Here is a 21,831-nt window from a genome sequence, read left to right as displayed (position 1 = left end):
ATATTTTGAATATTACACATGTAATTACAGGATTAGGCCGAGGGGGAGCGGAGAAATTTCTTTACAATATTTCCAGTGCATTTAATAACCTAGGGTATCCACAGAAAGTTATCGTATTGAATAATGAGCAACTGGACCTGATGCCACTTTTTAAGGATACTAATATTGAAGTAGAAGTATTAAACGTTACTCGAAATCCCTATTCATTAGTATTGAAAGCATATTATTTCAGCCGTAGTTTAAAGAATACAACGTATAATATTTTGCATGCGCATATGTTTCATGCTTTAGTCTTTGCGTGCTTAACGAAGCTTTTTTTGCCACAGACAAGAATTGTCTTTACTTCTCATAGTTTTAATATAGGGTCAAAATTAAGAGAGCGTTTTACATTTTTGCTTAGACCATTTAGAGATATGGATATTCTGTTTTCCCGGAAAATGCATAGAAGATTTTATAAAAGAAATGAATATTCTATTATTCCTAACGGTATACCCACGAGAAATTATTGTTTGGATATTGCTAAGGGACAAGACTATATTTTTATTTCTGTTGCCCGTTTAGAAAAGGTAAAGAATCAAAAAGTTATTATTGATGCAGCAGCAAAATTGGTAAAAGATGGCCTGAAGTTTAAAATATGGTTGGTCGGAGAGGGTGAAATGAAAGATTACTTGCGACAATATACATCATCACTCAACTTGGATGAGGTAGTCCTATTTAAAGGGTTTAGCGAGGATATACCTCGATTATTGAATAAGTCCAATTGTTTTCTGCTTCCATCCTTATGGGAAGGATTGCCATTAAGTTTATTAGAAGCAGGAGCAAGCGGACTACCGATTATTTGTACTCCTGTTGGTAGTATACCAGAATTCTTTTCAAGAGAGCAGGTAGAATATGCCGATATTTACAATTTATATCCTGCTATGAAAAAAGTATTATTAGATCAAGAAGGATATGTCAGGAAGGGAGAACAGTTAAAAAAGTATATAATTGAAAACTTTGATATCCAGATAACAGTTCAACAACATTTAGCTGTATATAAGAAATTAATTAAACAATGACCTCATATAAATGAATATAAAGAAGCGAATTTTGTTCTTAATTACCAAAAGTGAGGTAGGTGGCGCTCAGAAATACGTTAAAGAACAGATAGATATCTCCGTGAATCAATTTGATGTATTCCTTGCAACCAATGAGGTGGGATGGCTAACGGAAAACATAGCAGATAAAACAATGGGTTTGCTATTGGATAAAAGAATTGAAAGTCGAATGGCATTTGGGTATCTGATAAAGTTAATAAAATACATAAAACAGCACCAGATTGATCTTGTTGTTTGCAATTCCGCGAATGGTGGTCTTTATGGAAGAATAGCCGCCAAATTAACAGGGGCATCCAGTATTTATGTTTCTCATGGGTGGTCCTCAGTTTATAATGGTGGACGATTGACGTTCATTTTAAATAGAATAGAACGCTTTCTAGGTAATATTTCGGGTAAAACCATATGTGTCTCAAATAATGATTATTTAACAGCTCAGAGAAAAATTGGTTTAGCTGAGGATAAGCTTATTTTGCTCAAAAATTGTATTTTCCCGGTAGAATTACAATTATCTGCCCCATCAAATAGGCGAGGTGCAGGAAGCCGGTTGAAACTTTTATCACTTGCAAGATTGGCGTATCCTAAGAGGATGGACATCTTGATAGAAGCTATGAGTGGAATAGATTTCGCTGAATTATATCTTATTGGGTTGGGGCCGGATGAGGAAGAGATTAAAAAAGATGTTTATGCTCGTAGATTGGATAACGTATTTTTATTAGGAGAAGTCAAGAGTTTTAACAGTTTTGCAGACTATCATGCTTTTATACTTATTTCAGATAGCGAAGGTTTGCCTATGTCAGCATTGGAAGCTATGTCAGCCGGATTACCACTAATATTGAGTAACGTTGGTGGTTGTAGCGAGATTGTCGTTAACCCCAGTCTTTTGGTTGAGAACTCCGTTGAGGATATTCATAGAGCCTTGTTTGAGCTAAACGAAAATTTCGATTCATATAAATTGCCTGTTAAAGATTTTTTCGATAAGAATTTTAACTTATTGCTTAATAAGGATAAATATTTGAATCTTTATAGTTCATTAATTAAATAAGTGCTACGTTATGGTTTTTATAATAGGTGGATCGGGTTTCATCGGTACAGTATTAAGTAAAGGATTTGTTAGTAATGAAATCACTTTCAAAATTATAGATAAACAAATGTCTACTTCATTTGAGAAGTTCACTGTTATAGGTAATGTGCGTAAGCCTGATGAAGTAGAACAACATTTAAATAAACATTCAGAAAATGATTGGGTAGTTTTATTAGCAGCTGAACATAGGGATGATGTAACTCCGGTTTCTTTATATCATGATGTGAATGTAGAAGGGGCCGAAAATGTATTGAAAATAATGAAGGCAAAGGGAATTAATAAGATTATTTTCACCAGTTCGGTTGCAGTATACGGACTGAATAAAGAAAACCCAACTGAAGAACATCCTATTGATCCTTTTAATCATTATGGCAAAAGTAAATGGCAGGCGGAAGAAGTTTTACGTGAATGGTATAATCAGGACAAAGAGAACCGGACATTAATTATAATCAGACCCACTGTGGTATTTGGCCCGGGAAACAAGGGGAATGTCTATAATTTATTAAAGCAGATTTCAACGGGCAAGTTTCTTATGATTGGAAAGGGACAGAATAAGAAATCCATGGCTTATGTTGAAAATATAACCAGCTTTATTCAATATTGTATTGATGAGAAAATGAATGGTTATAAAGTATTTAATTATGCTGACAAGCCCGATTTAACGATGAACGAATTAGTTAAGGTAGCAGAAGAGACTATGTCAAAAAAATTACCTCCGTTACGGATTCCATATTGGTTGGGATATACCAGTGGAATAGGGTTTGATATATTAGCTAAAGTTATTAATAAAAAATTACCGATCAGCTCAGTGCGGGTCAAGAAGTTTTGTGCTACTACGCAGTTCGCAAATAAGGCTGTTGAATTATCTGGTTTTAAGCCACCTTTCAGCTTGGAAGAAGGACTTTCTAAAACGCTATCTGCAATTATGAATGAATCCTCCACTGCTAACAATAGCATTTAAACAACTATTTATGTAATTTTTCATTCCAGGAGTGAGGACTAATTCTGTTGAAAAATATTTCTAATCATGAAAATCGCCCTTATCACAGGCATCACCGGTCAGGACGGTGCCTATTTGGCTCAGCTCCTACTAAAGAAGGGCTATGAAGTTCACGGTATCAAACGCCGCTCTTCGCTCTTTAACACAGATAGAATAGACCATCTCTACCAGGATCCACATGAAAAAAATGTGCGGTTCAAACTCCACTATGGCGATCTGACGGATAGCACCAACCTCATACGTATCATCCAGGAGGTACAACCGGATGAGATATATAATCTCGGCGCGATGAGTCATGTGCAGGTGAGTTTTGAAGTGCCTGAATATACCGCTGATGTGGATGGAATAGGCACCCTACGTATATTGGAGGCCGTTAGATTGCTTGGATTAGTTAAAAAAACCAGGATTTACCAGGCTTCTACATCAGAGCTGTATGGCCTTGTACAGGAGGTGCCGCAATCAGAAAAGACACCGTTTTATCCCCGTTCTCCTTACGCAGTAGCAAAAATGTATGCTTACTGGATCACTGTAAATTACCGGGAAGCTTATAATATGTTTGCCTGTAACGGTATTCTGTTTAATCATGAAAGCCCGTTGCGGGGGGAAACCTTTGTTACCAGAAAGATTACCCGAGCCATTGCCAGGCTTTCTTTGGGCATGCAGGATAAGCTCTATATAGGTAACCTGAGTGCAAAACGCGATTGGGGTCATGCGAAAGATTATGTAGAGGCGATGTGGCTGATCCTTCAGCAGGAAAAACCGGAAGACTTTGTGATCGCTACCGGTATCACTACTACTGTACGGGATTTTATTAAGATGGCATTTAGTGAGGTAGGAGTTGAAATAGAATTCAAAGGCGAGGGTGAAGCAGAAAAAGGATATGTAAAAAGTAACCGCGATACTGCTTGTCCACTCCAGCCAGGCCAGGAGGTAGTAGCAGTGGATCCGCGTTACTTCCGTCCAACGGAGGTAGATCTGCTGATTGGTGATCCTACGAAATCCAAAACACAACTGGGATGGGAACCTAAGTACGACTTACCCGCGTTGGTAAAAGAGATGGTAGCAGCTGATGTAGAGCTTTTCCAACGGGAAAAGCTGTTGAAAGATGCCGGGTACAAAGTATTGAATCAATTTGAATAGCATATGATGAATCCACAGGATAAAATATACGTTGCAGGGCATCGGGGAATGGTTGGTTCTGCTATAGTAAGGCGTTTGCAAAAGGATGGGTTTAACAATATCATTACCCGTACTTCAAAAGAACTGGACTTACGTGAACAGGCTGCTACGGCTGCATTTTTTGAACAAACGAAACCTGATTATGTTTTTCTGGCCGCCGCCAAAGTTGGAGGAATTATGGCGAATAATACCTACCGTGGGCAGTTCATCTATGAAAATCTGATGATACAGAATAATGTGATCCATTATTCACACACGAATGACGTTAAAAAACTGATGTTCCTCGGGTCTTCCTGTATTTATCCTAAAATGGCTCCCCAGCCTTTAAAGGAAGAGTACCTGCTCACTGGTCCATTGGAGCCTACCAATGAACCATATGCCATTGCAAAGATTGCCGGTATCGAAATGTGTGATGCTTATCGCGCGCAATATGGGAGCAATTTTGTTTCTGTGATGCCTACCAACTTGTATGGCCCCAATGATAACTATGACCTGGCCAACTCTCACGTATTGCCTGCCATGCTGCGTAAAATGCATGAAGCAAAAGTGAATCAGAAAGAAGAAGTCATAATATGGGGAACAGGCACGCCTAAACGTGAATTTTTGCATGCAGATGATATGGCAGACGCCTGTTTCTTCCTGATGCAAAACTATAATGAAAAAGGACTCGTAAATATTGGTGTGGGTGAGGATATCAGCATTGGTGATCTTGCCCGCCTGATCCAAGGAATAGTAGGTTTTGAAGGTAAATTGGTATTTGATACTACCAAGCCCGATGGCACTCCCCGGAAATTAATGGATGTTACCCGGTTACATAGTCATGGTTGGAAAGCAAGTATCCCGCTTGAAGATGGTATCCGCAACGTTTACGCTGAAGTAAAAGACCTGGATTGGTCAAAATAGAATAGATTTGCCCTGACCCGCCACCGGTGCAGGGTATATTTTAATTGTCTACTAATTCCCTGCTGTCACCACAATTTACTGAAAACATTATCTTTGCATCTTAATTAGCTGGCAATTATACTTTTGACAGATTAATTATAAGATGTTTGTGATACCTGATCCCGTGCATTGAAATTTAAGAATCAAAAAGAAATTAATGAAGCATCTTGTTTGGATGGTAGCAATTTTATTGCTGACACGTGCAGTAAATGCACAAGAGAAGTTACCCGTCATTGTCCCCTATAACCCCCAGGACATCAGGGAGCTTTATCTCGACACCAGTAATCATCACACTGCTTTTAAGACAATCCTGCATGAGGATACCAGTGCGATGTACACCCGCCCCGATACCACAAAGCGTAGCTGGGTACACCGGAAATTATTTGATGAACACCTGTTGGAGTACCGTAATAAGGATTATAATGTATTCATCGACTTCCTGCCTGATTTCCAGATAGGGAAATCCCATGACGGTAGTAGAACTACATGGCTGAATACCCGTGGGGCCAGTATCCAGGCAAACATTGGCACTAAATTCTACTTTGAATCTTATTTCTATGAAAATCAGGGTAAGTTTCCTGCTTATCTTGATGAGTATATCCGTAAAAACGATATCGTACCCGGACAGGGAGGAATTAAAAGTTATAGTGAAGGCAAAGCATTTGACTTCAACTATGCCAGTGCTCTTCTTTCCTATACACCCAATAAATATCTTAACCTCACTGCCGGCTACGGACAGAACTTCATTGGTGATGGCTACCGGTCGCTGATCCTTTCCGATATTCAGTTCAGCTACCCTTATCTGAAGATCACTGGTACCCTCGGGAATGTGCAGTATACGGCTATGTGGGCGCAATTCATGGATAAGCACAGCAAAAGCTTTGCAACTGCCTATGATGACCTGGGCTACTATAAAAAATGGGGCGTATTTCACTTCCTGGATTGGAATGTAAGCAAGAAATTAACCATCGGGCTTTTTGATGCGGTAATATGGCCCGATTCCGATTCTACCGGCCGTAAGCGTGGTTTCGATTGGAGCTATATGAATCCGATCATCTTCCTGCGTTCGGCTGAGTTCTCCGAAGGGTCTTCTGATAATGCACTGGTGGGGATGAATGCCAAATTTAAGTTACTGCCCAAAACAACTATTTATGGTCAGATAGTGCTGGATGAATTTAAACTGAAAGAAGTATTTGGTGGTAAAGGCTGGTGGGCAAATAAGCAATCTATGCAATTAGGTTTCCGCTCATTCGACCTGTTCCAGGTTGATAAGTTGGACCTGCAGGGAGAGTTTAATGTGGTTCGTCCGTACACGTATTCCTATAAGAGTACAATGATTAACTACGAACATTACAATCAATCGCTGGCCCACCCACTGGGAGCCAACTTCTGGGAAGTATTGGGTATTGCTACCTATCGCATTAAACGCTGGTATGGAAGGGGTGAATTGATGTATTCCAAATATGGTGATGATCCTGATCCTAAAACGAATTATGGCCATGATATCTCTAAGCCATATACTACGCATCCAACCGAATATGGTAACTGGATAGGACAGGGTGTTAAAACAGATCTGCTGTATGTCCAGGGCACCATTGCTTATGTGCTTAATCCTAAATATAATCTACGGCTGGAAACCTCGCTGGCGGCCCGTCAGCTCACAAATGAGCTGCAAACCAGAAAGGACCTGATCTTTAGTATAGGTCTCCGGACTACTTTCCGCCAGTTCTATTACGATTTCTAAAAACCGAAAATCATAAAAACACGCAAGCCCTTCCGCATTCAGCGTAAGGGCTTTTTTTTATTTTAACGCAAAGAGGGGACAGGATAATGGACAAAGGCCGAAACAAAACTGACAACGAAAAAGTTTATCATTAGGTGCAGGAAATTCAGTCAGTCCGCTTATATCCTTTATTGAATATACGAAAAATCCTGTTATATCAAATACATAATTCCGGATTCCGGGGAGTTTTGCCGATAATGTATAACTTCGCGCCATGCATTATGTTACAGTAGAAGGGCTCACCAAATCGTATGGTACCAAGCCATTATTCCGGGATATTTCATTTCATATAGAAGAAGGCGACAAAATAGCACTGGTGGCGCTTAACGGCACAGGGAAGTCTACCCTGTTACGTATTATACTCGGAAAAGAAGTGCCCGATAAAGGGAAGGTATGGATCCATAAGGATGTGACCGTAGTGATGCTGGAACAGCAATCTGACTTCGATCTCTCTAAAACCGTGATCGAAAACATTTTTAACCACGATAACCCCGTCCTGAATGCCATCAAGGAATATGAGCTGCTCACAGATGAAGACGGTCCCGAGCCTGATGTGAACAAGCTGGCAGATGCTTTTGCCAGAATGGACGAACTCAATGCCTGGCATTTTGATACCAAAGTAAAACAGATCCTTGGGAAGCTGAATATCCATAAACTGGATCAGGTCGTTGGTTCCCTGTCCGGTGGTCAACAGAAAAGGGTGGCGCTCGCTAAGGTGTTGATTGACATCGGGTTCGAACACAAACATGTGCTCCTGATCATGGATGAGCCTACGAACCACCTCGATGTTACCATGATCGAATGGCTGGAAAACTATCTCGACCAGGAACGTGTTACCCTCCTGCTGGTAACGCATGATCGTTATTTCCTCGATAGTGTGTGCAATGAAGTCATGGAACTGGACCAGGAACAGCTGTTTATCTACAAAGGTGATTACGAAAATTATCTTGAAAAGAAGGCTGCCCGCGAGGAAAGTGATAAATCCAGTACAGAGAAGGCCCGCAATACCTATCGTAAAGAACTGGAATGGATGCGCAAGCAGCCCAAAGCCCGTACTACCAAGTCAAAGTCGCGCCAGGATGCCTTTTATGAAGTAAAGGAGCGCGCCAGTGCAAAGGTGGTGGATCAGCAGCTGGAACTCAATGTGAAGATGACCCGCCTGGGCGGAAAGATCCTGGAACTTAAAAAAGTGAACAAAGCCTACGGGGATCATGTGATCCTGAAAGGATTTGATTATACTTTCAAAAGAGGGGAGCGTGTAGGCGTAGTCGGTAAGAACGGGGTAGGTAAATCTACCTTTCTGAATATGCTCCTGGGTACTGAGCAACCGGATTCGGGTAAGATCAATATAGGGGAAACCATCGTTTTTGGTAACTATTCCCAGACCGGCCTGGTAGTAAAGGAAGATGTCAGGGTGATTGAGTTTGTGAAGAATATCGCAGAAAACTTCCCGCTGGCAGATGGCTCAAAAGTAAGTGCCGGCCAGTTCCTGGAATTGTTTCTGTTTCCTGCAGAGAAGCAATATACCTACATCTCCAAATTGAGTGGCGGGGAGAAAAGAAGATTGCATTTGCTTTCTATCTTGTTCCGCAATCCCAACTTCCTGGTGTTGGATGAACCAACGAATGACCTGGATCTGCCTACGCTGGGTATCCTGGAAAGCTTTTTACTGGAGTTTCAGGGCTGCGTGATCATTGTGAGTCACGACCGTTATTTCATGGATAAACTGGTAGAACATTTATTAGTTTTTGAGGGAGATGGAGAAATACGCGATTTCCCCGGGAACTATACACAGTACCGCGAAGCGCAGAAAGAAGAAGAAAAGAAGAAAGCTACCAATAAAAAAGAAGGCCGTGCCGAACCTGTAGTGGTGGCTGCTCCTGTGGCAGCACCTGTGGAAAACACCGCACGTAAAATGTCTTTCAAAGAAAAGCGTGAGCTGGAGTTGTTAGAGAAAGATATGGAAAATCTGGAAAAGGAAAAGAAAATGATCGAGGCTAAACTAGCCAATGGTGATCTGCCTTATGATCAGATGGAACCGCTCACACACCGCATTGGTGAAATATTGCAATTGCTGGATGAAAAAGGAATGCGCTGGCTGGAGCTGAGTGAACTGAATGCATAAAGTAATAGTGAATAACATAAATTAAAGGAATTATCGACCAGGAGGTCTGCAAATTAAATATTTGCAGACCTCTTTTTTTAATGGTAGCCCCATCTCATCTTCCCCTATATCTCATCTCCATTTTCTGAAAAATAATACTACAAATCTGAACAAAAGTGACATAATCGGGAATTGCGGTAAGCTAATTTTGGACTCGCAGGAGATAGAAATGCGAAATTCTTAATAATTGATTTATGGGCAAAGTAGGTGTTAATCATCCAGACAGGGATCCTTCATTTATTACAGGAGCTTATTCGGATGCTGTTTTGGTAGATGGCTTTTTATTCGTTAGTGGACAAGCCGCTGTTGACTTCAAAACCTCGAAGTTTGTTTTAGGAACCATTGAAGAAGAAACAAAACGTACGCTGGAGAATATTAAAGCCATTGTAACGGCTGGAGGAGCTGCTATGGAAGATGTAGTAAAGTGTACCGTGCATTTAACTGACATTGGTGATTTCGATAGGTTCAATAAAGTATACGCCACTTTTTTTCCGGGAATAAGACCAGCCAGAACCACCGTACAATCTGTCTTGGCCGAAAGTATAAAAGTTGAGATTGATTGCATTGTCAAATTACCCACTAAGCCTTAAAATAATGACAGATATTAAAAATATCCATATCGGTATTGTCGGATTGGGTTTGATGGGAAGCAGCATTGTGGCTTCACTTTTAATAGCTGGTCATACCGTAAAAGCGATTGCTCCACTGATGGGTGAAGAGGCCATTGCTGCTGGCCGGATCAGGGATCAGCTTCTTGTTTGCGAGCAGGGAGGACTTTTAATAAAGCCTGTAGAAGCTTATCTATCTTCCCTGACCATCTCTAATAATTATGAAGAATTGCATGATTGCAGCCTGGTAGTGGAATGCATCATAGAGGATGTGCAGATTAAAGAAAAGGTTTTCAAAAAGATTGCAGCAGCAGTAGGACAAGACACCATTTTAGCGAGTAATACCTCGGCCATACCAATTAGTATGCTACAGGGATTTATCCCGGTTCCTGAACGGTTCATTGGCATTCATTGGGCCGAACCTGCGTTTGCGACCCGGTTCCTGGAAATCATTTGCGGTGAAAAAACAGCTACCCGGACAGCTGATTGGGTGTTTGAACTGGCGCATGCATGGGGAAAAGAACCAACCTTGCTAAGAAAGGATATCCGGGGCTTTATTACCAACCGCCTGATGTATTCAGTATACAGGGAAGCGTTGTCGCTGGTAGGAAATGGCCACACCTCCATTGAAGATGCCGATAAGGCTTTCAGATATGATGCCGGCTCGTGGATAACCCTGATGGGGATCTTCAAACGGATGGACTTCATGGGACTGGAAGATTATCTTGTCATCTTCAACACCTTGTTCCCTGCTTTGAGCAATTCTGATGAGGTACCTGTCATCATTCAACGATTGATGAATGAAGATGCCAGGGGGACCCAGAATTCCAAAGGGTTTTATAGTTATACAGAAGAGGATTCCGTAAAATGGGATAAAGCTTTTGCTTCTTTTAATCAGGACATTTACCGCTTGGCAGCTATGTTCCCATCGGAAACGATTACCCCTGCATTAAAAAAATAGCCATCGTTTTTCGCGCATTTTATTATTCATATAACCCCATTTCAATTGTAATGGAAAAGATAAAATATACCCGGTCTGCCGACTTGCTTGAAAGGGCAAAGAAGGTAATGGCTGGCGGTGTTTCTTCAGAGTTCAGGAAATATAATCATCCGCATGCTATCTTTTATACACATGGAAAAGGAAGCCGGATTTATGATGTGGATGATAATGAATATCTGGACTTCACCCTGAGCCAGGGACCATTGATATTGGGGCACTCACATCCACATGTATTGAAATCAATACATGAATATACAGAGCAGGGACAATTGTTTGCCGGGCAACATATAAAAGAAATAGAGCTGGCAGAAACCATCCACCGCTTAATCCCATCTGCTGAACTGATGCGCTTTTGCCTGGATGGATCGGAAGCAGTGCAAACAGCTTTAAGGGTAGCGAGAGCTAAAACAGGCCGCAAAAAATTCCTTCGTTTTGAAGGCCATTATCATGGTTGGTTGGACAATATGTGCTGGGGAATTTCCGCTCCTTCCGTAGCTGCTTTGGGCAGTAAAGAAGCACCGGAAGTACACCCATGGACGGCAGGTTTGCCGGCACAATCCAGAGATGAATTTATCATCGCGCCATGGAATGATATTACGATACTTAAAAAGATTGTAGCCGCACATAAAAACGAAATAGCAGCCATTATTACAGAACCCGTGATGTGTAATAATGGTTGTATCCAGCCTGTAGAAGGGTTCCTGTCCGGACTCCGCGAGCTATGTGATGAGCATGGAATGGCATTGATCTTTGATGAGGTGATCACTGGCTTCAGACTGGGACTTGGCGGTGCGCAGCAATACTTCAACGTTACACCGGATCTTTCCATTTTTGCGAAAGCTCTCGGAAGCGGTTACCCGATAAGTGTAGTGGCGGGTAAAAGGGAGTGGATGAACTTAATAGAAGAGGCGAAGGTGATACATGCAGGTACCATGAATGCAAGTAATCCAACCATTGCTGCGGCCCTTGCTACTATTGAGGTGTTGGAAAAAGAGGCTCCTTACGACCGCATGTTTCAATATGGCAAAAGACTGATGGAAGGATTGCGCGAAGCGGCGGCGAAACACGGCCAGCATTTGGTTGTTCAGGGCCCTGGTCCTATGTTTCACATGGGCTTTACAGACGGCGGTGAAATGCATGATTACAGGGATACGCTGGCGCTGGACCGCGTTAAACTAGGCAAGTTTATAGCAGGAATGCATGACAGGAAGATAAGAATCATTGGAAGAGGCTTGTGGTATATCAGTGCTGTACATACGGAAGAAGAGATAGAGCACGCCATTAAAATTGCATCAGAAGTGTTAAGTGGCATATAGCTCCGGAGTGGGGCATTACTTATGTTCAAATAAATAATGTACATGGAATTGAATGGAATTAAGAAGGAACCTGTATTGATTGTAGGAGAGGGGAAACTGGTGTATAGCGTTGTTGTGTGTTTGTTACAGTCAGGATATGCTGTAGTATTATGTACGGAAAATAAACATAAGGCAGCAGAAAATATTGCTATTCATTATGCAGACTTAACGCAACACACGGCGCAGGTGATCAACCGGAAGCTACTGGACATTACAGATGTACTGGATAGTGAGCTGCCGTACAAAATGGCCATTGTGATAACGGAAGAAGCTGTATTGAAGAAGAAATTACTGATTGAGCAGTTAGAAAATAAGCTACCGGCGCATGCAGTGATAGCGATAAATACAGAAAGTATTCCGTTAAGCACTTTGCAGGAAGGTTGCCATTATCCGGAGCGTATCATAGGACTTAATTGGTCCGAACCTGCGCACACTACTTATTTTCTTGAAATTATTGCTACCGGTAAAAATAAGATGGCCTTGGTTGATCAGTTGGCCGATACTGCAAAAACAAGTTGGGGAAAAGATCCTTATATTGTTTCCGGTGGTCTTGGCATCCGGGCAAAAATGATCGCTGCCATGACCAGGGAAGCTTTTTTCCTGGTATCCAATGGATATGCTTCTATTGAGGATATCGACCGGGCATGCAGAAATGACCCCGGATATTATTTGCCATTTGCAGGGAATTTCAGGTACATAGATCTGATGGGTGGCGCCTGTAGTTATGGCCGCGTGATGAAGGACCTGAACCCTGAATTATCGAAGGATAGCACTATTCCGGAATTTTTTATTGAGAGCATTGAAAAACTAAAACGACCGGCTGAAAAAAATAAGGGTCTTTATCAATACCAGGAAAGCGATTCGAAAAAATTAGCGGAAACATTCCGGAGATTCAGTTATCAGATACAGCGCATCATGGAGAAGTATCCCTTCAATTATAAAAGGGAAAACGCTGTTTCGTCAACCACTATCAATCGTAGCATTAATGAGTAAGACATTCATTTTTGACGCACATCTTGACCTGTCCATGAATGCAATAGAATGGAACAGGGATCTATCCCGTCCGTTGGATGAGATACGGCAAAGAGAGATGCATTTAAAAGATAAGCCGGATAGGGGAAAAGGAACGGTTTGTTTACCGGAGTTACGAAAAGGTGGAATAGGACTGGTAGTGGCTACCCAGCTTTCCCGGTTTACACCGCCGGGGAGTTCTTTACCCGGCTGGCATTCTCCCCAGCAGGCATGGGCTATGACACAGGGGCAACTGGCCTGGTATAAAGAAATGGAAGCCATGGGAGAAATGACCCAGGTAAAAGATCTCGAAGGACTGGAAGCACACCTGGACTTATGGAATGATGCTGCTATCCCTGATGAAACCAAACCTGTTGGTTATATTTTAAGCCTGGAAGGAGCAGATTCGTTCGTTGATATTTCTTATTTACATAAAGCCTACGATTACGGACTACGTGCAGTAGGGCTATCGCATTTTGGTCCCGGAAGATATGCGCCTGGCACTAAGATGGAAGGGCCTTTGACTTCAGCCGGCATAGCATTGCTGAAAGAAATGGAGAAACTGAACCTGATCCTGGATGTAACCCATTTGACGGATGAAGGTTTTTATCAGGCAATGGATAACTACAGTGGTCCGGTTTGGGCCAGTCATTGTAATACAAGAAAGATAGTACCAACACAGCGGCAACTGACCGATGATCAGATAAAACGGTTAATCGAAAGAGGTGCGGTCATTGGTGGTATGCTGGATTGCTGGGCAATGGATATCCGTTTTATAGATACAGTTTCAGATCCCTGGCAACTCAATATAAAACTGGAAAATCTGGTAGATCATTGGGATCATATTTGCCAGATTGCAGGCAACAGTCTGCATGTGGGTATTGGTAGTGACCTGGATGGAATTTTTGGCCGGGAACAATCTCCCTGGGATTTAAACTCCATCGCGGACCTTCAGAAGTATGAAGGTATTCTTTCGCGTCGGGGATATACAGCAGCAGATATTGATAATCTATTCCATAAAAACTGGCTCAGGTTTTTGCGTAAAGCATGGGCGTAAGAGATAGTATCTTAATAAGATAATTTCCTGGCTATATAATTTTTTTTAATGAAAGAGCTGTTTTCTGCGGGAGCCTCACAAGTTGATATTACGCCACCTTTGGGTACACTTGTTAATGGTAATCTTATCACTTATTATGCAAAAAAGATACATGATAATTTGCACGCCAAAGCATTGGTTGTAAAGGACGCCCACACCACTGTGGCGCTTGTTGTGGTAGACATTTGTGCGATGCAGATAGATTTCCTGAATGAAGTTAAATCAGAAATATTCCGACAGACAGGCATCCCGACAGCAAATATTCTTATTTCAAGTACGCATACGCATTCCGCAGGATCTGTGACTGATCTGTTGGGGTGTGCGGTGGATATGGCCTATAGAAAGAAGTTGCCGGCATTGATTGTACAATCCGTAATGCAGGCTCAGCAAAATCTGCGGCCGGCGAAAATAGCATTTGCTGTGGTAGATGCCCCTGAGCACGTAGTATGCAGGCGCTATTTTATGAAACCGGGATTTGTGGCACATAATCCGGTAACAGGTGGAAATGATACTATAAAAACGAACCCGTTAGGGTATGAAAGCGATATTGAAAAGCGGGCCTCCCGGATAGATACCAGCTTGTCTTTTCTGGCGGTAAAAGGGATGGATGAAAAATGGATCAGTGTATTGGCTAATTATTCCATGCACTATGTAGGCGATTGTGAGGATGGTACCATTACACCTGATTATTTTGGGGTGTTCTCAAAACAAATTGCGGCTAAACTGAATGCCGGAACTGATTTTATTGGCATGATGAGCAATGGAACCAGTGGTGAAGCCAATATCTGGGATTTCCTGCAGCCGGACCGCTATCCCAAAGAAAATTTTAAAAAGAGTGAGTTGATCGGCTCCGATCTGGCAGAGAAAGTTTTTCAGGCTGTCAAAGACATTCAATGGGAAGTGAATCCTGCAATAGCTGTTGCATATAAAGAAGAGCAGATGGGGGTTCGTAAACCATCCGCTAATGAATTAATGTCTGCAAAAAAAATAGTAGGGGAAACAATATATGAGCGTCTTGTTACTGATCAGGATGGTATTGATAAGATCTATGCGAGGGAACAGGTTTTATTGAATGAGTTCCCGGACAGGGTTGCTTTCCCGGTACAAGCTATAAGCATTGGCAGTGGCGTGATCGGTGCGCTGGGAGGCGAATTTTTTTCGGAAACGGGTTTGTGGCTGAAAGCACAAACTGCCGGGACACCTTATTTTACAATATGTATGGCTAATGGTTATATCGGTTATGTGCCACCTGCCCATGAAATTGAAAAAGGGGGATATGAAACCTGGCGCTGTCGTACCTGTCATCTTGAATTGCAGGCGGAAGATGATATCCGTAATCAATTGCTGCAATTAATACATCGGGTAAAAGATGTGCATGGGCCGCAATAGATACCTTTCATTCCTGTAAATTCTTTTCCCCAGTAGCATACGTTTCCCGATGATTCCGATACAGCTTTTTAAAGGATGAAACGAGTGATTTTTGCGCTTAAAAACCAGGCACAGTAACTTATCTTACTTTTTGGAGAATAGTATTATAATTTGAAATAAAAGTAGCATAGTGCAAGGTTGTTTGCATATTAACTTTGACTAAGCAGTATAATTATTCCTGTAAATCTTTTAACAAGTGGATTCCAATCGCTGGCTCATTTTAGTTTCGGATATCCCGACACGGAAAACTCAGAACTTTGTATACGTAATTAATGCTCGATAGAGGATTCCTGGCAGGGCTGTCACAAGATTAATTTAATAATTACCGCCTGGCTAGATATAATTACGGATTGAATAAACTAAAATAATTTCTTCTCCCTCCCATTTCCTATACGTGCAAAATAATCTGAAAACAAGTATTAGGAATATAAAGAATAGTAGCAAATATTGGTAGCTGGTATGGCTATTTTTGGTTGTGTGGTGTTACTTTCCTGATGTCCACGGAATTGAAATGATCGGGGTGAATAACGAGCATAAACGATATGAAAATAATAAGAAAATCAATATGGCTGAATCGAAACAGATAGGTATATATACTTATCAGGGCATTTTGTCTTTATGGACAAAGATCTGTTTTATCATGATCCCGCTTTTGTGTATTACACAAATAGGTAGCAGTCAATCTCTGAAAACAGACGTGCGTCATATGAGAACTGATAATGGGGTGGACTTTGGTATATGGGGTTATGTTGAAGGAAAATCACCACAACCTATATTAGTTATTTTATCTAATACAATAGATGAGACGCTGAACAGTGAATATTTTAGACAATGCGGGACCCGCCTGGCGAAAGAATATGGCTGGCTATGTGTATCGTTGGATATACCTTATCATGGAAAAAGAATCCGGAAAGCAGCTGAAAGCGGATTGACGGGCTGGGCGGTTGCCGCAAAGCGGGGGGAAGATTTTGTAAAAGATAATAATCGTAGCGTGAGCGAAATTCTGAAGTTCCTCATAAAAAAGGGCTATGCTGATCCTGATAAGATTGCCGTGTGTGGAACTTCCAGGGGTGGTTATTTAGCACTTCAATTCGCTGCATCCGAGCCTGGTGTGAAAGCCGTTGCTGCTTTTGCTCCGGTGACCGACTTGCTGGCATTAAAGGAATTTTCGGGCTTTTCTGCTACAGATATCCCTGCGTCACTTAATCTTGATAACAAAATTAATTCGCTGTCACAAAAAGGAGTATGGATTGTAATTGGCGACAGGGATGAACGGGTAGATACAGATAAAGCGATTGAATTGGCAAGAAAGATAAGTAAGGCCTCATCAAAAAGTGATGTAGAATTAAATGTAATGACAGAGCCAAAAGGTCATAGCACTCCCAAGGGATCGGTAGACCGGGCGGTTAAATGGATAACAGATAGATATGGCATGACAAGATAGTAGCTATCATCCGGACTTGTGAAAGGTGGAAATATATTTGACAATTAGGGTGAACATGCTCATCTCAATAACAAAATCGGACAAACATTATTATCAATAATAAAATGAATTAAAATGAATCTAAAGAAAAAGTGCAAATTAATTAATTCTTCGGGGCTATCAACTATAGCACTTATCCTGACATTGCTGCTGGGCGTGGGTAAAATCTCGATGGCACAACTAAGCGTGCAACCTCCTGAAAACGGTGAATCAAACGTAAAAGTATTATTTGCTTTTGATGACCATAGTATACCCTGGAAAAAGAATCTCAAGCTTACGATGGTTACTCCGGACAAGCATCCGAATAACCCGGTAGTAGCAAGGGGTCCGAAAGGTTCAGTAGATGAGTGGGCAGTACAATTTTACGGCTCGGTGATCCGTGATAAGGGAAAATTCAGAATGTGGTATATCTCTGCAGATGACCAGGGGTTGAAATTAATCAAACAAGGAAAAGGGTTTTCCGGGCTGCGTCCTGCTTATGCAGAAAGTGAGGATGGGATTAACTGGCACAAACCCGATTTAGGTTTAGTAGAACATAATGGCAACAAAGCAAATAATCTGGTAAAGATAGATCCACAGGATGCTGCTGCCGGGGTGCATCTTATCGTGATACATGAGCCCAAGGATCCGAATCCTGGTAAACGTTACAAAATGTTGTTAACAGTGATGGCGCATCTTGGTACTGGCGAAGGCAGAGGTAAGGGGTCTACGACCATCGTATTGTTTAGCGCGGATGGACTTAGTTGGAAAGCTGAAACACCAATGCAGTTCGAAAATGGCTTTCTGCTCGAAAAGGACCTCATGCTGCCGGCTATCAATTTTGAACAGGGTGGTCTCTATCGCTGGAATGGCATCTATTACCTACCAGGTCAGGTATTTTCCCCCACTGTTTGGCAGCCTGATGGCAAGATCGTAGGACGTGTTATGACTATTCTCCGTTCCCGCGATTTAATTAAATGGGATTCATTGTTGAGTTACAGCTTTATCCGTAATGGAATGAGTGGTAAGGTTGTTCCGGTAGGAGAAGGCGAGGAATCTCATATTGCATCTTCCACCTGGAACAGGGGTAATGTTTTGCTTGGTGTTCATGGACTGTGGCATGGAGCACCAAAATGGCAGGACAGGTCTATGGATTTGGGACTCATGTTGAGCAATGATGGTATATCTTATCGGGAACCAACTGCGGATTATGTATTGATTTCAAAAGGGAAAGAAGGTGAATGGGATCAAGGTGGACTTATCCAGGGACAAGGCTTTGCCAATGTAGGAGATAAAACATTCATATGGTATGGTAGCTGGGATATGACCAAACCTAGTTATCCTCCAAGAGGAGGTGTTGGGTTGGTTACATTGCGGAGAGATGGTTTTGGATATCTGGCAACCAGAAACCAGGAGGAAACCGCGAGTTTTGAAACAAGGATCATAGAGAAGAAAGAGATTACTTCCGGTAAAGTACGATTGCTTTTAAATGCAGAAAACATTAGTAAGGATGCTCCCATTAAAGTGGAACTTTTAGATAAAACAGGTTTGCCGATTCCTGGTTATGCCGGTAAGAATGCTGCCCTGGTTGTCAATGAAGGATTATACCAGGAGATTAAATGGGCCGGAAACAGATATGCTAAGGTAAACAAGGATTTTTCGGTGAAGATATCTTACCCCAATGGTGGTGAAGCCAGGGTATATGCACTATACTTTGAAAATATACCCTGAGGAAGGTGATTAAATTAGGATAAAGAAAAAATGAAAAATCGGCGATGAAAATAACTGACGTTAAGACTATACTGTTAACAGGACCCTGTACACTGGATCCATTTTTGTCTGAATCCAGGACATTAAGAAGTGCGGCATTTATTATTATTGAAACAGACACCGAGTTGACTGGGTTGGGAGAAACTTACGCCGGGTACTTTTTCCCTGAAGGGGTCCCGCCTATAGTTGATTTTTTCAAGCCTATTTTAATAGGGAACAACGTAGATGATATTCCGGAACTATGGAGAAGAATGTATCATTGCGCAAATTTCTGGTGCAGGGTTGGTTTAGGAGCAATTGTACTGGCGGGAATCGAAGCCGCATTATGGGATCTGAAAGGTAAGATGGAGGGACAGCCGGTTTACAAATTAATGAGGGATCTTTGGAGTAAGGACTTTCCATTAACGGCATCCGAAAACACCGGGATTCCCATGCCTGCTGCTTTACCCTGTTATGCAACCGGAGGACCGAGCAACTATCCACTGCACAAACTCGAGGAGAAAATTGAATTCTATTGTTCGCTGGGTTTTCGTGGTGTAAAAATAGGAGCAGGCTCCTTTGAAAAGGGCAAGGGATTTGAAATACCAAATGAGCCCAATGCTGCTGCGGATTTTGAAGCGGGAAAGGTTCGTTTTATAAGAGAACGTTTTGGGGATGATCTTTGGCTCATGCTGGATGCCCACATGGGAAACAGTCCTGGCATTACCTGGGGCCTGGAAACAGCTTCCGCTGTAGCCAGGCAACTTGAGCCATATAACCTGATTTTTCTTGAGGAGCCTTTGCATTATACACGACCTGATTTGTATGCCCAGCTATGTCGTGAAACCACCACTCCGATCGCCGGAGGCGAATGCCTTACAACAGTTTCCGAATGGCAGACTTTCATCAATGAACATAGTTTTATGATTGGTCAACCTGATGCATCGTTCACCGCTGGATTAGGTTCATTTATCCAGGTGGCAGGCATGTTAGCTTCCAGTGGCCAGAAAATAGCTCCCCATGCCTGGGGAGCTGGTGGCTCACAAATGCAAAATATTCATTGTGGTTTCGCCTGTCCGAATACAATTATACTCGAAGTAGCGCCCGCATACGGTCCCTTACATTCCGAGGTAATTGGCGATTCTTTGCAAATGAAAGGAGGCTATATATTACCACCGGAAAAACCTGGGTTGGGAATTACATTAACTGAAGACACTATCCGCCGGTTCCCCTTTATTCCGGGGAGCGGGGAATTCAATAGCGTTCCGGGTAAAATTTTAACTACATAGTTCACGATATGATTAACATATTAATTGACATGCCGGTTTATCAACCCTTGCTAAATTCCCTGAAAGAAATAGCGGGTGTAAATGTGGCAGTAATAAATGATCCCCAGGAAAAAGTGCGCGTACTCCCAATTGAGCAGCTGCAAAATTGCGATGTGCTTTTCTGTACTTTCCCACCGGAAAATCACCAGGAAATGAAGAACCTGAAAATGCTTCAGATTTCTTCTGCAGGCTATACTCAGTTAATGGGGCATCAGTTACCTGAAAGAGGTGTAAAAGCATGCAATGCATTGGGTGTTTTTGATGTACCTATTGCAGAATGGAATATAGGCATGATGATTAATCTTGCGCGCGATATGCGGGGTATTATCCGTAACCAGGAATCCCGGATATGGGATCGTTCCGCAAGGTTCCAACGTGAAATAAGAGGGTCTGTTGTGGGGATTTGGGGTTATGGTGGTATCGGTCGTGAAACAGCGCGACTGGCTAAAGCTCTTGATATGAAAGTGCATGTGATGACACGTGGAGGTGTTTCTGAACGAAAAAATATTTACTGTGTTCCGGGAACAGGAGATGCGGCAGGGATATTACCTGACCGGGTGTTCCTGATGGATGAAAAAGAAGCTTTTTTGAGCGGGCTGGATTTTCTGATCATGGCCCTCCCACATACGGGCGATACAGCGGGGCTCATTGGAGAACCCGAACTTAAAATGCTGCCTGCGCATGCATTTATTTTAAACCCTGCCAGGGGGCCACTCATTCAGGAGCAGGCACTATTGAAAGCGTTAAATGAAAATTGGATCGCAGGCGCTGCCCTCGACACGCATTATTATTATCCAATGCCACAGGAACATCCGCTTTGGCAGATGTCCAATGTAATTATGAGCCCGCATATATCAGGTTCCAGCGCCAGTTCAAGATTCCTTGAAAGGGTTTGGGATATTTTTGTTCAGAACGTCGCAAATCTGGTCACAGGGAAACCTTTGGTAAATGAACTTAACCCGTCTAACCTGAATTGAAACAAACAATAATTTAAGCAGCTATGATTGTAGATTTTATTAATAACTGGCATTGCTATTCAAAAGGAAACCAGGAGGTATGGCGTGAAGCATTTGACTTTATAGCTTCCGTTACTCCCGATACCGAAGCAAAAAAATATTCTATAAGAGGCGATGAATTATTTGCCCTTGTACAGGACTACAACACAAAGCCCGTGAATGACGGGAGCATTGAAATTCATAGACAGTATGCAGATATCCATGTACTCATTTCCGGCAAGGAATTGATTTACTACAGCTCGATAGCACTACTCGAGCAAATCAAAGACTTCACGCCTCAAAGCGATGACGTACTATATACCTTTAAGGAAGATAAATCAATCGGTATTCCACTTTTGCCGGGTATGTTTGCACTTTTCCTCCCGGAAGAAGGCCATATGCCGGCCATCAACCTGGACGCATCAAATAGAATCAAAAAAGTTTTGATAAAAGTACATAAGGATTTACTATACTAAGAACAAGAAAAATGCAGCAGCCGGTTTTGGCTATTTAGAAATCAGGCTTAGACCGAGGGCACAAAGAGAAGTATAAT

Annotated in this window: 18 protein-coding genes; all 18 read left to right on the top strand. The window is 42.0% G+C overall.

Annotated features, from left to right (window positions below; all coding sequences use genetic code 11):
* The first annotated feature begins 5 nt into the window (after positions 1-5).
* The 18 genes from ABQ275_RS22190 to ABQ275_RS22105 all read left to right on the top strand — a co-directional run bounded on the left by ABQ275_RS22190 (position 6) and on the right by ABQ275_RS22105 (position 21,754).
* The gene (locus tag ABQ275_RS22190) at positions 6-1,058 is read left to right on the top strand and encodes a glycosyltransferase (protein ID WP_349315329.1); all 1,053 of its coding nucleotides are present in this window, start codon (positions 6-8) and stop codon (positions 1,056-1,058) included.
* 10 nt (positions 1,059-1,068) lie between these two features.
* On the top strand, positions 1,069-2,139 hold the full coding sequence (locus ABQ275_RS22185; protein ID WP_349315328.1) for a glycosyltransferase: 1,071 nt from the start codon (positions 1,069-1,071) through the stop codon (positions 2,137-2,139).
* 10 nt (positions 2,140-2,149) lie between these two features.
* Positions 2,150-3,139, top strand: coding sequence for an NAD-dependent epimerase/dehydratase family protein (locus ABQ275_RS22180; RefSeq protein ID WP_349315327.1), 990 nt, complete (start codon positions 2,150-2,152; stop codon positions 3,137-3,139).
* A gap of 66 nt (positions 3,140-3,205) precedes the next feature.
* Positions 3,206-4,318 (top strand): GDP-mannose 4,6-dehydratase, encoded by a 1,113-nt coding sequence (gmd, locus tag ABQ275_RS22175; protein WP_349315326.1) that lies wholly within the window; start codon positions 3,206-3,208, stop codon positions 4,316-4,318.
* Positions 4,319-4,324: 6 nt separating this feature from the next.
* The gene (locus ABQ275_RS22170) at positions 4,325-5,260 is read left to right on the top strand and encodes a GDP-L-fucose synthase (RefSeq protein ID WP_349318803.1); all 936 of its coding nucleotides are present in this window, start codon (positions 4,325-4,327) and stop codon (positions 5,258-5,260) included.
* 196 nt (positions 5,261-5,456) lie between these two features.
* A complete protein-coding gene (locus tag ABQ275_RS22165; RefSeq protein WP_349315325.1) occupies positions 5,457-7,043 on the top strand; it encodes a hypothetical protein in 1,587 nt (528 codons plus the stop codon).
* Between the two features lie 253 nt (positions 7,044-7,296).
* Entirely contained in the window at positions 7,297-9,207 is a 1,911-nt protein-coding gene (locus ABQ275_RS22160) for an ABC-F family ATP-binding cassette domain-containing protein (RefSeq protein WP_349315324.1), read from the top strand.
* 233 nt (positions 9,208-9,440) lie between these two features.
* Positions 9,441-9,836 carry a Rid family detoxifying hydrolase gene (locus ABQ275_RS22155; RefSeq protein ID WP_349315323.1) on the top strand — a complete coding sequence of 132 codons (396 nt, stop codon included), beginning with the start codon at positions 9,441-9,443 and terminating at the stop codon, positions 9,834-9,836.
* A 4-nt stretch (positions 9,837-9,840) separates the two neighbouring features.
* Complete coding sequence (locus ABQ275_RS22150; RefSeq protein WP_349315322.1) at positions 9,841-10,815, top strand: 3-hydroxyacyl-CoA dehydrogenase family protein; 975 nt, start codon at positions 9,841-9,843, stop codon at positions 10,813-10,815.
* Positions 10,816-10,865: 50 nt separating this feature from the next.
* Positions 10,866-12,170, top strand: coding sequence for an aspartate aminotransferase family protein (locus ABQ275_RS22145; RefSeq protein ID WP_349315321.1), 1,305 nt, complete (start codon positions 10,866-10,868; stop codon positions 12,168-12,170).
* Between the two features lie 42 nt (positions 12,171-12,212).
* On the top strand, positions 12,213-13,202 hold the full coding sequence (locus ABQ275_RS22140) for a 3-hydroxyacyl-CoA dehydrogenase NAD-binding domain-containing protein (RefSeq protein WP_349315320.1): 990 nt from the start codon (positions 12,213-12,215) through the stop codon (positions 13,200-13,202).
* Positions 13,195-14,277 carry a membrane dipeptidase gene (locus tag ABQ275_RS22135; RefSeq protein ID WP_349315319.1) on the top strand — a complete coding sequence of 361 codons (1,083 nt, stop codon included), beginning with the start codon at positions 13,195-13,197 and terminating at the stop codon, positions 14,275-14,277. Before ABQ275_RS22140 ends, ABQ275_RS22135 begins: the two co-directional genes overlap by 8 nt.
* Positions 14,278-14,325: 48 nt before the next feature.
* Positions 14,326-15,705: a neutral/alkaline non-lysosomal ceramidase N-terminal domain-containing protein gene (locus tag ABQ275_RS22130; protein ID WP_349315318.1), complete on the top strand. Its 1,380-nt coding sequence runs from the start codon at positions 14,326-14,328 to the stop codon at positions 15,703-15,705.
* 559 nt (positions 15,706-16,264) lie between these two features.
* On the top strand, positions 16,265-17,188 hold the full coding sequence (locus ABQ275_RS22125; RefSeq protein WP_349315317.1) for a prolyl oligopeptidase family serine peptidase: 924 nt from the start codon (positions 16,265-16,267) through the stop codon (positions 17,186-17,188).
* Between the two features lie 114 nt (positions 17,189-17,302).
* Positions 17,303-18,937 carry a hypothetical protein gene (locus ABQ275_RS22120; protein ID WP_349315316.1) on the top strand — a complete coding sequence of 545 codons (1,635 nt, stop codon included), beginning with the start codon at positions 17,303-17,305 and terminating at the stop codon, positions 18,935-18,937.
* 44 nt (positions 18,938-18,981) lie between these two features.
* The gene (locus tag ABQ275_RS22115; protein WP_349315315.1) at positions 18,982-20,244 is read left to right on the top strand and encodes a mandelate racemase/muconate lactonizing enzyme family protein; all 1,263 of its coding nucleotides are present in this window, start codon (positions 18,982-18,984) and stop codon (positions 20,242-20,244) included.
* A gap of 8 nt (positions 20,245-20,252) precedes the next feature.
* The gene (locus tag ABQ275_RS22110) at positions 20,253-21,260 is read left to right on the top strand and encodes a D-2-hydroxyacid dehydrogenase (RefSeq protein WP_349315314.1); all 1,008 of its coding nucleotides are present in this window, start codon (positions 20,253-20,255) and stop codon (positions 21,258-21,260) included.
* A gap of 23 nt (positions 21,261-21,283) precedes the next feature.
* Positions 21,284-21,754, top strand: a complete 471-nt coding sequence (locus tag ABQ275_RS22105; protein ID WP_349315313.1) for a YhcH/YjgK/YiaL family protein — start codon at positions 21,284-21,286, stop codon at positions 21,752-21,754.
* Positions 21,755-21,831: the final 77 nt, after the last annotated feature.

This window comes from Chitinophaga sp. MM2321 (assembly GCF_964033635.1).
In the GTDB taxonomy this organism is placed as follows: Bacteria; Bacteroidota; Bacteroidia; order Chitinophagales; family Chitinophagaceae; genus Chitinophaga.
Note: the sequence above shows the minus strand (reverse complement) of the source record. Positions and strands in the feature narration are given on the sequence as shown.

What these genes read in the sequence shown, in the direction of transcription:
- ABQ275_RS22185 (WP_349315328.1), top strand. Translation starts at nt 1,069, where the DNA reads ATGAATATAAAGAAGCGAATTTTGTTCTTAATTACCAAAAGTGAGGTA.
- ABQ275_RS22180 (WP_349315327.1), top strand. Translation starts at nt 2,150, where the DNA reads ATGGTTTTTATAATAGGTGGATCGGGTTTCATCGGTACAGTATTAAGT.
- gmd (WP_349315326.1), top strand. Translation starts at nt 3,206, where the DNA reads ATGAAAATCGCCCTTATCACAGGCATCACCGGTCAGGACGGTGCCTAT.
- ABQ275_RS22170 (WP_349318803.1), top strand. Translation starts at nt 4,325, where the DNA reads ATGAATCCACAGGATAAAATATACGTTGCAGGGCATCGGGGAATGGTT.
- ABQ275_RS22165 (WP_349315325.1), top strand. Translation starts at nt 5,457, where the DNA reads ATGAAGCATCTTGTTTGGATGGTAGCAATTTTATTGCTGACACGTGCA.
- ABQ275_RS22160 (WP_349315324.1), top strand. Translation starts at nt 7,297, where the DNA reads ATGCATTATGTTACAGTAGAAGGGCTCACCAAATCGTATGGTACCAAG.
- ABQ275_RS22155 (WP_349315323.1), top strand. Translation starts at nt 9,441, where the DNA reads ATGGGCAAAGTAGGTGTTAATCATCCAGACAGGGATCCTTCATTTATT.
- ABQ275_RS22150 (WP_349315322.1), top strand. Translation starts at nt 9,841, where the DNA reads ATGACAGATATTAAAAATATCCATATCGGTATTGTCGGATTGGGTTTG.
- ABQ275_RS22145 (WP_349315321.1), top strand. Translation starts at nt 10,866, where the DNA reads ATGGAAAAGATAAAATATACCCGGTCTGCCGACTTGCTTGAAAGGGCA.
- ABQ275_RS22140 (WP_349315320.1), top strand. Translation starts at nt 12,213, where the DNA reads ATGGAATTGAATGGAATTAAGAAGGAACCTGTATTGATTGTAGGAGAG.
- ABQ275_RS22135 (WP_349315319.1), top strand. Translation starts at nt 13,195, where the DNA reads ATGAGTAAGACATTCATTTTTGACGCACATCTTGACCTGTCCATGAAT.
- ABQ275_RS22130 (WP_349315318.1), top strand. Translation starts at nt 14,326, where the DNA reads ATGAAAGAGCTGTTTTCTGCGGGAGCCTCACAAGTTGATATTACGCCA.
- ABQ275_RS22120 (WP_349315316.1), top strand. Translation starts at nt 17,303, where the DNA reads ATGAATCTAAAGAAAAAGTGCAAATTAATTAATTCTTCGGGGCTATCA.
- ABQ275_RS22115 (WP_349315315.1), top strand. Translation starts at nt 18,982, where the DNA reads ATGAAAATAACTGACGTTAAGACTATACTGTTAACAGGACCCTGTACA.
- ABQ275_RS22110 (WP_349315314.1), top strand. Translation starts at nt 20,253, where the DNA reads ATGATTAACATATTAATTGACATGCCGGTTTATCAACCCTTGCTAAAT.
- ABQ275_RS22105 (WP_349315313.1), top strand. Translation starts at nt 21,284, where the DNA reads ATGATTGTAGATTTTATTAATAACTGGCATTGCTATTCAAAAGGAAAC.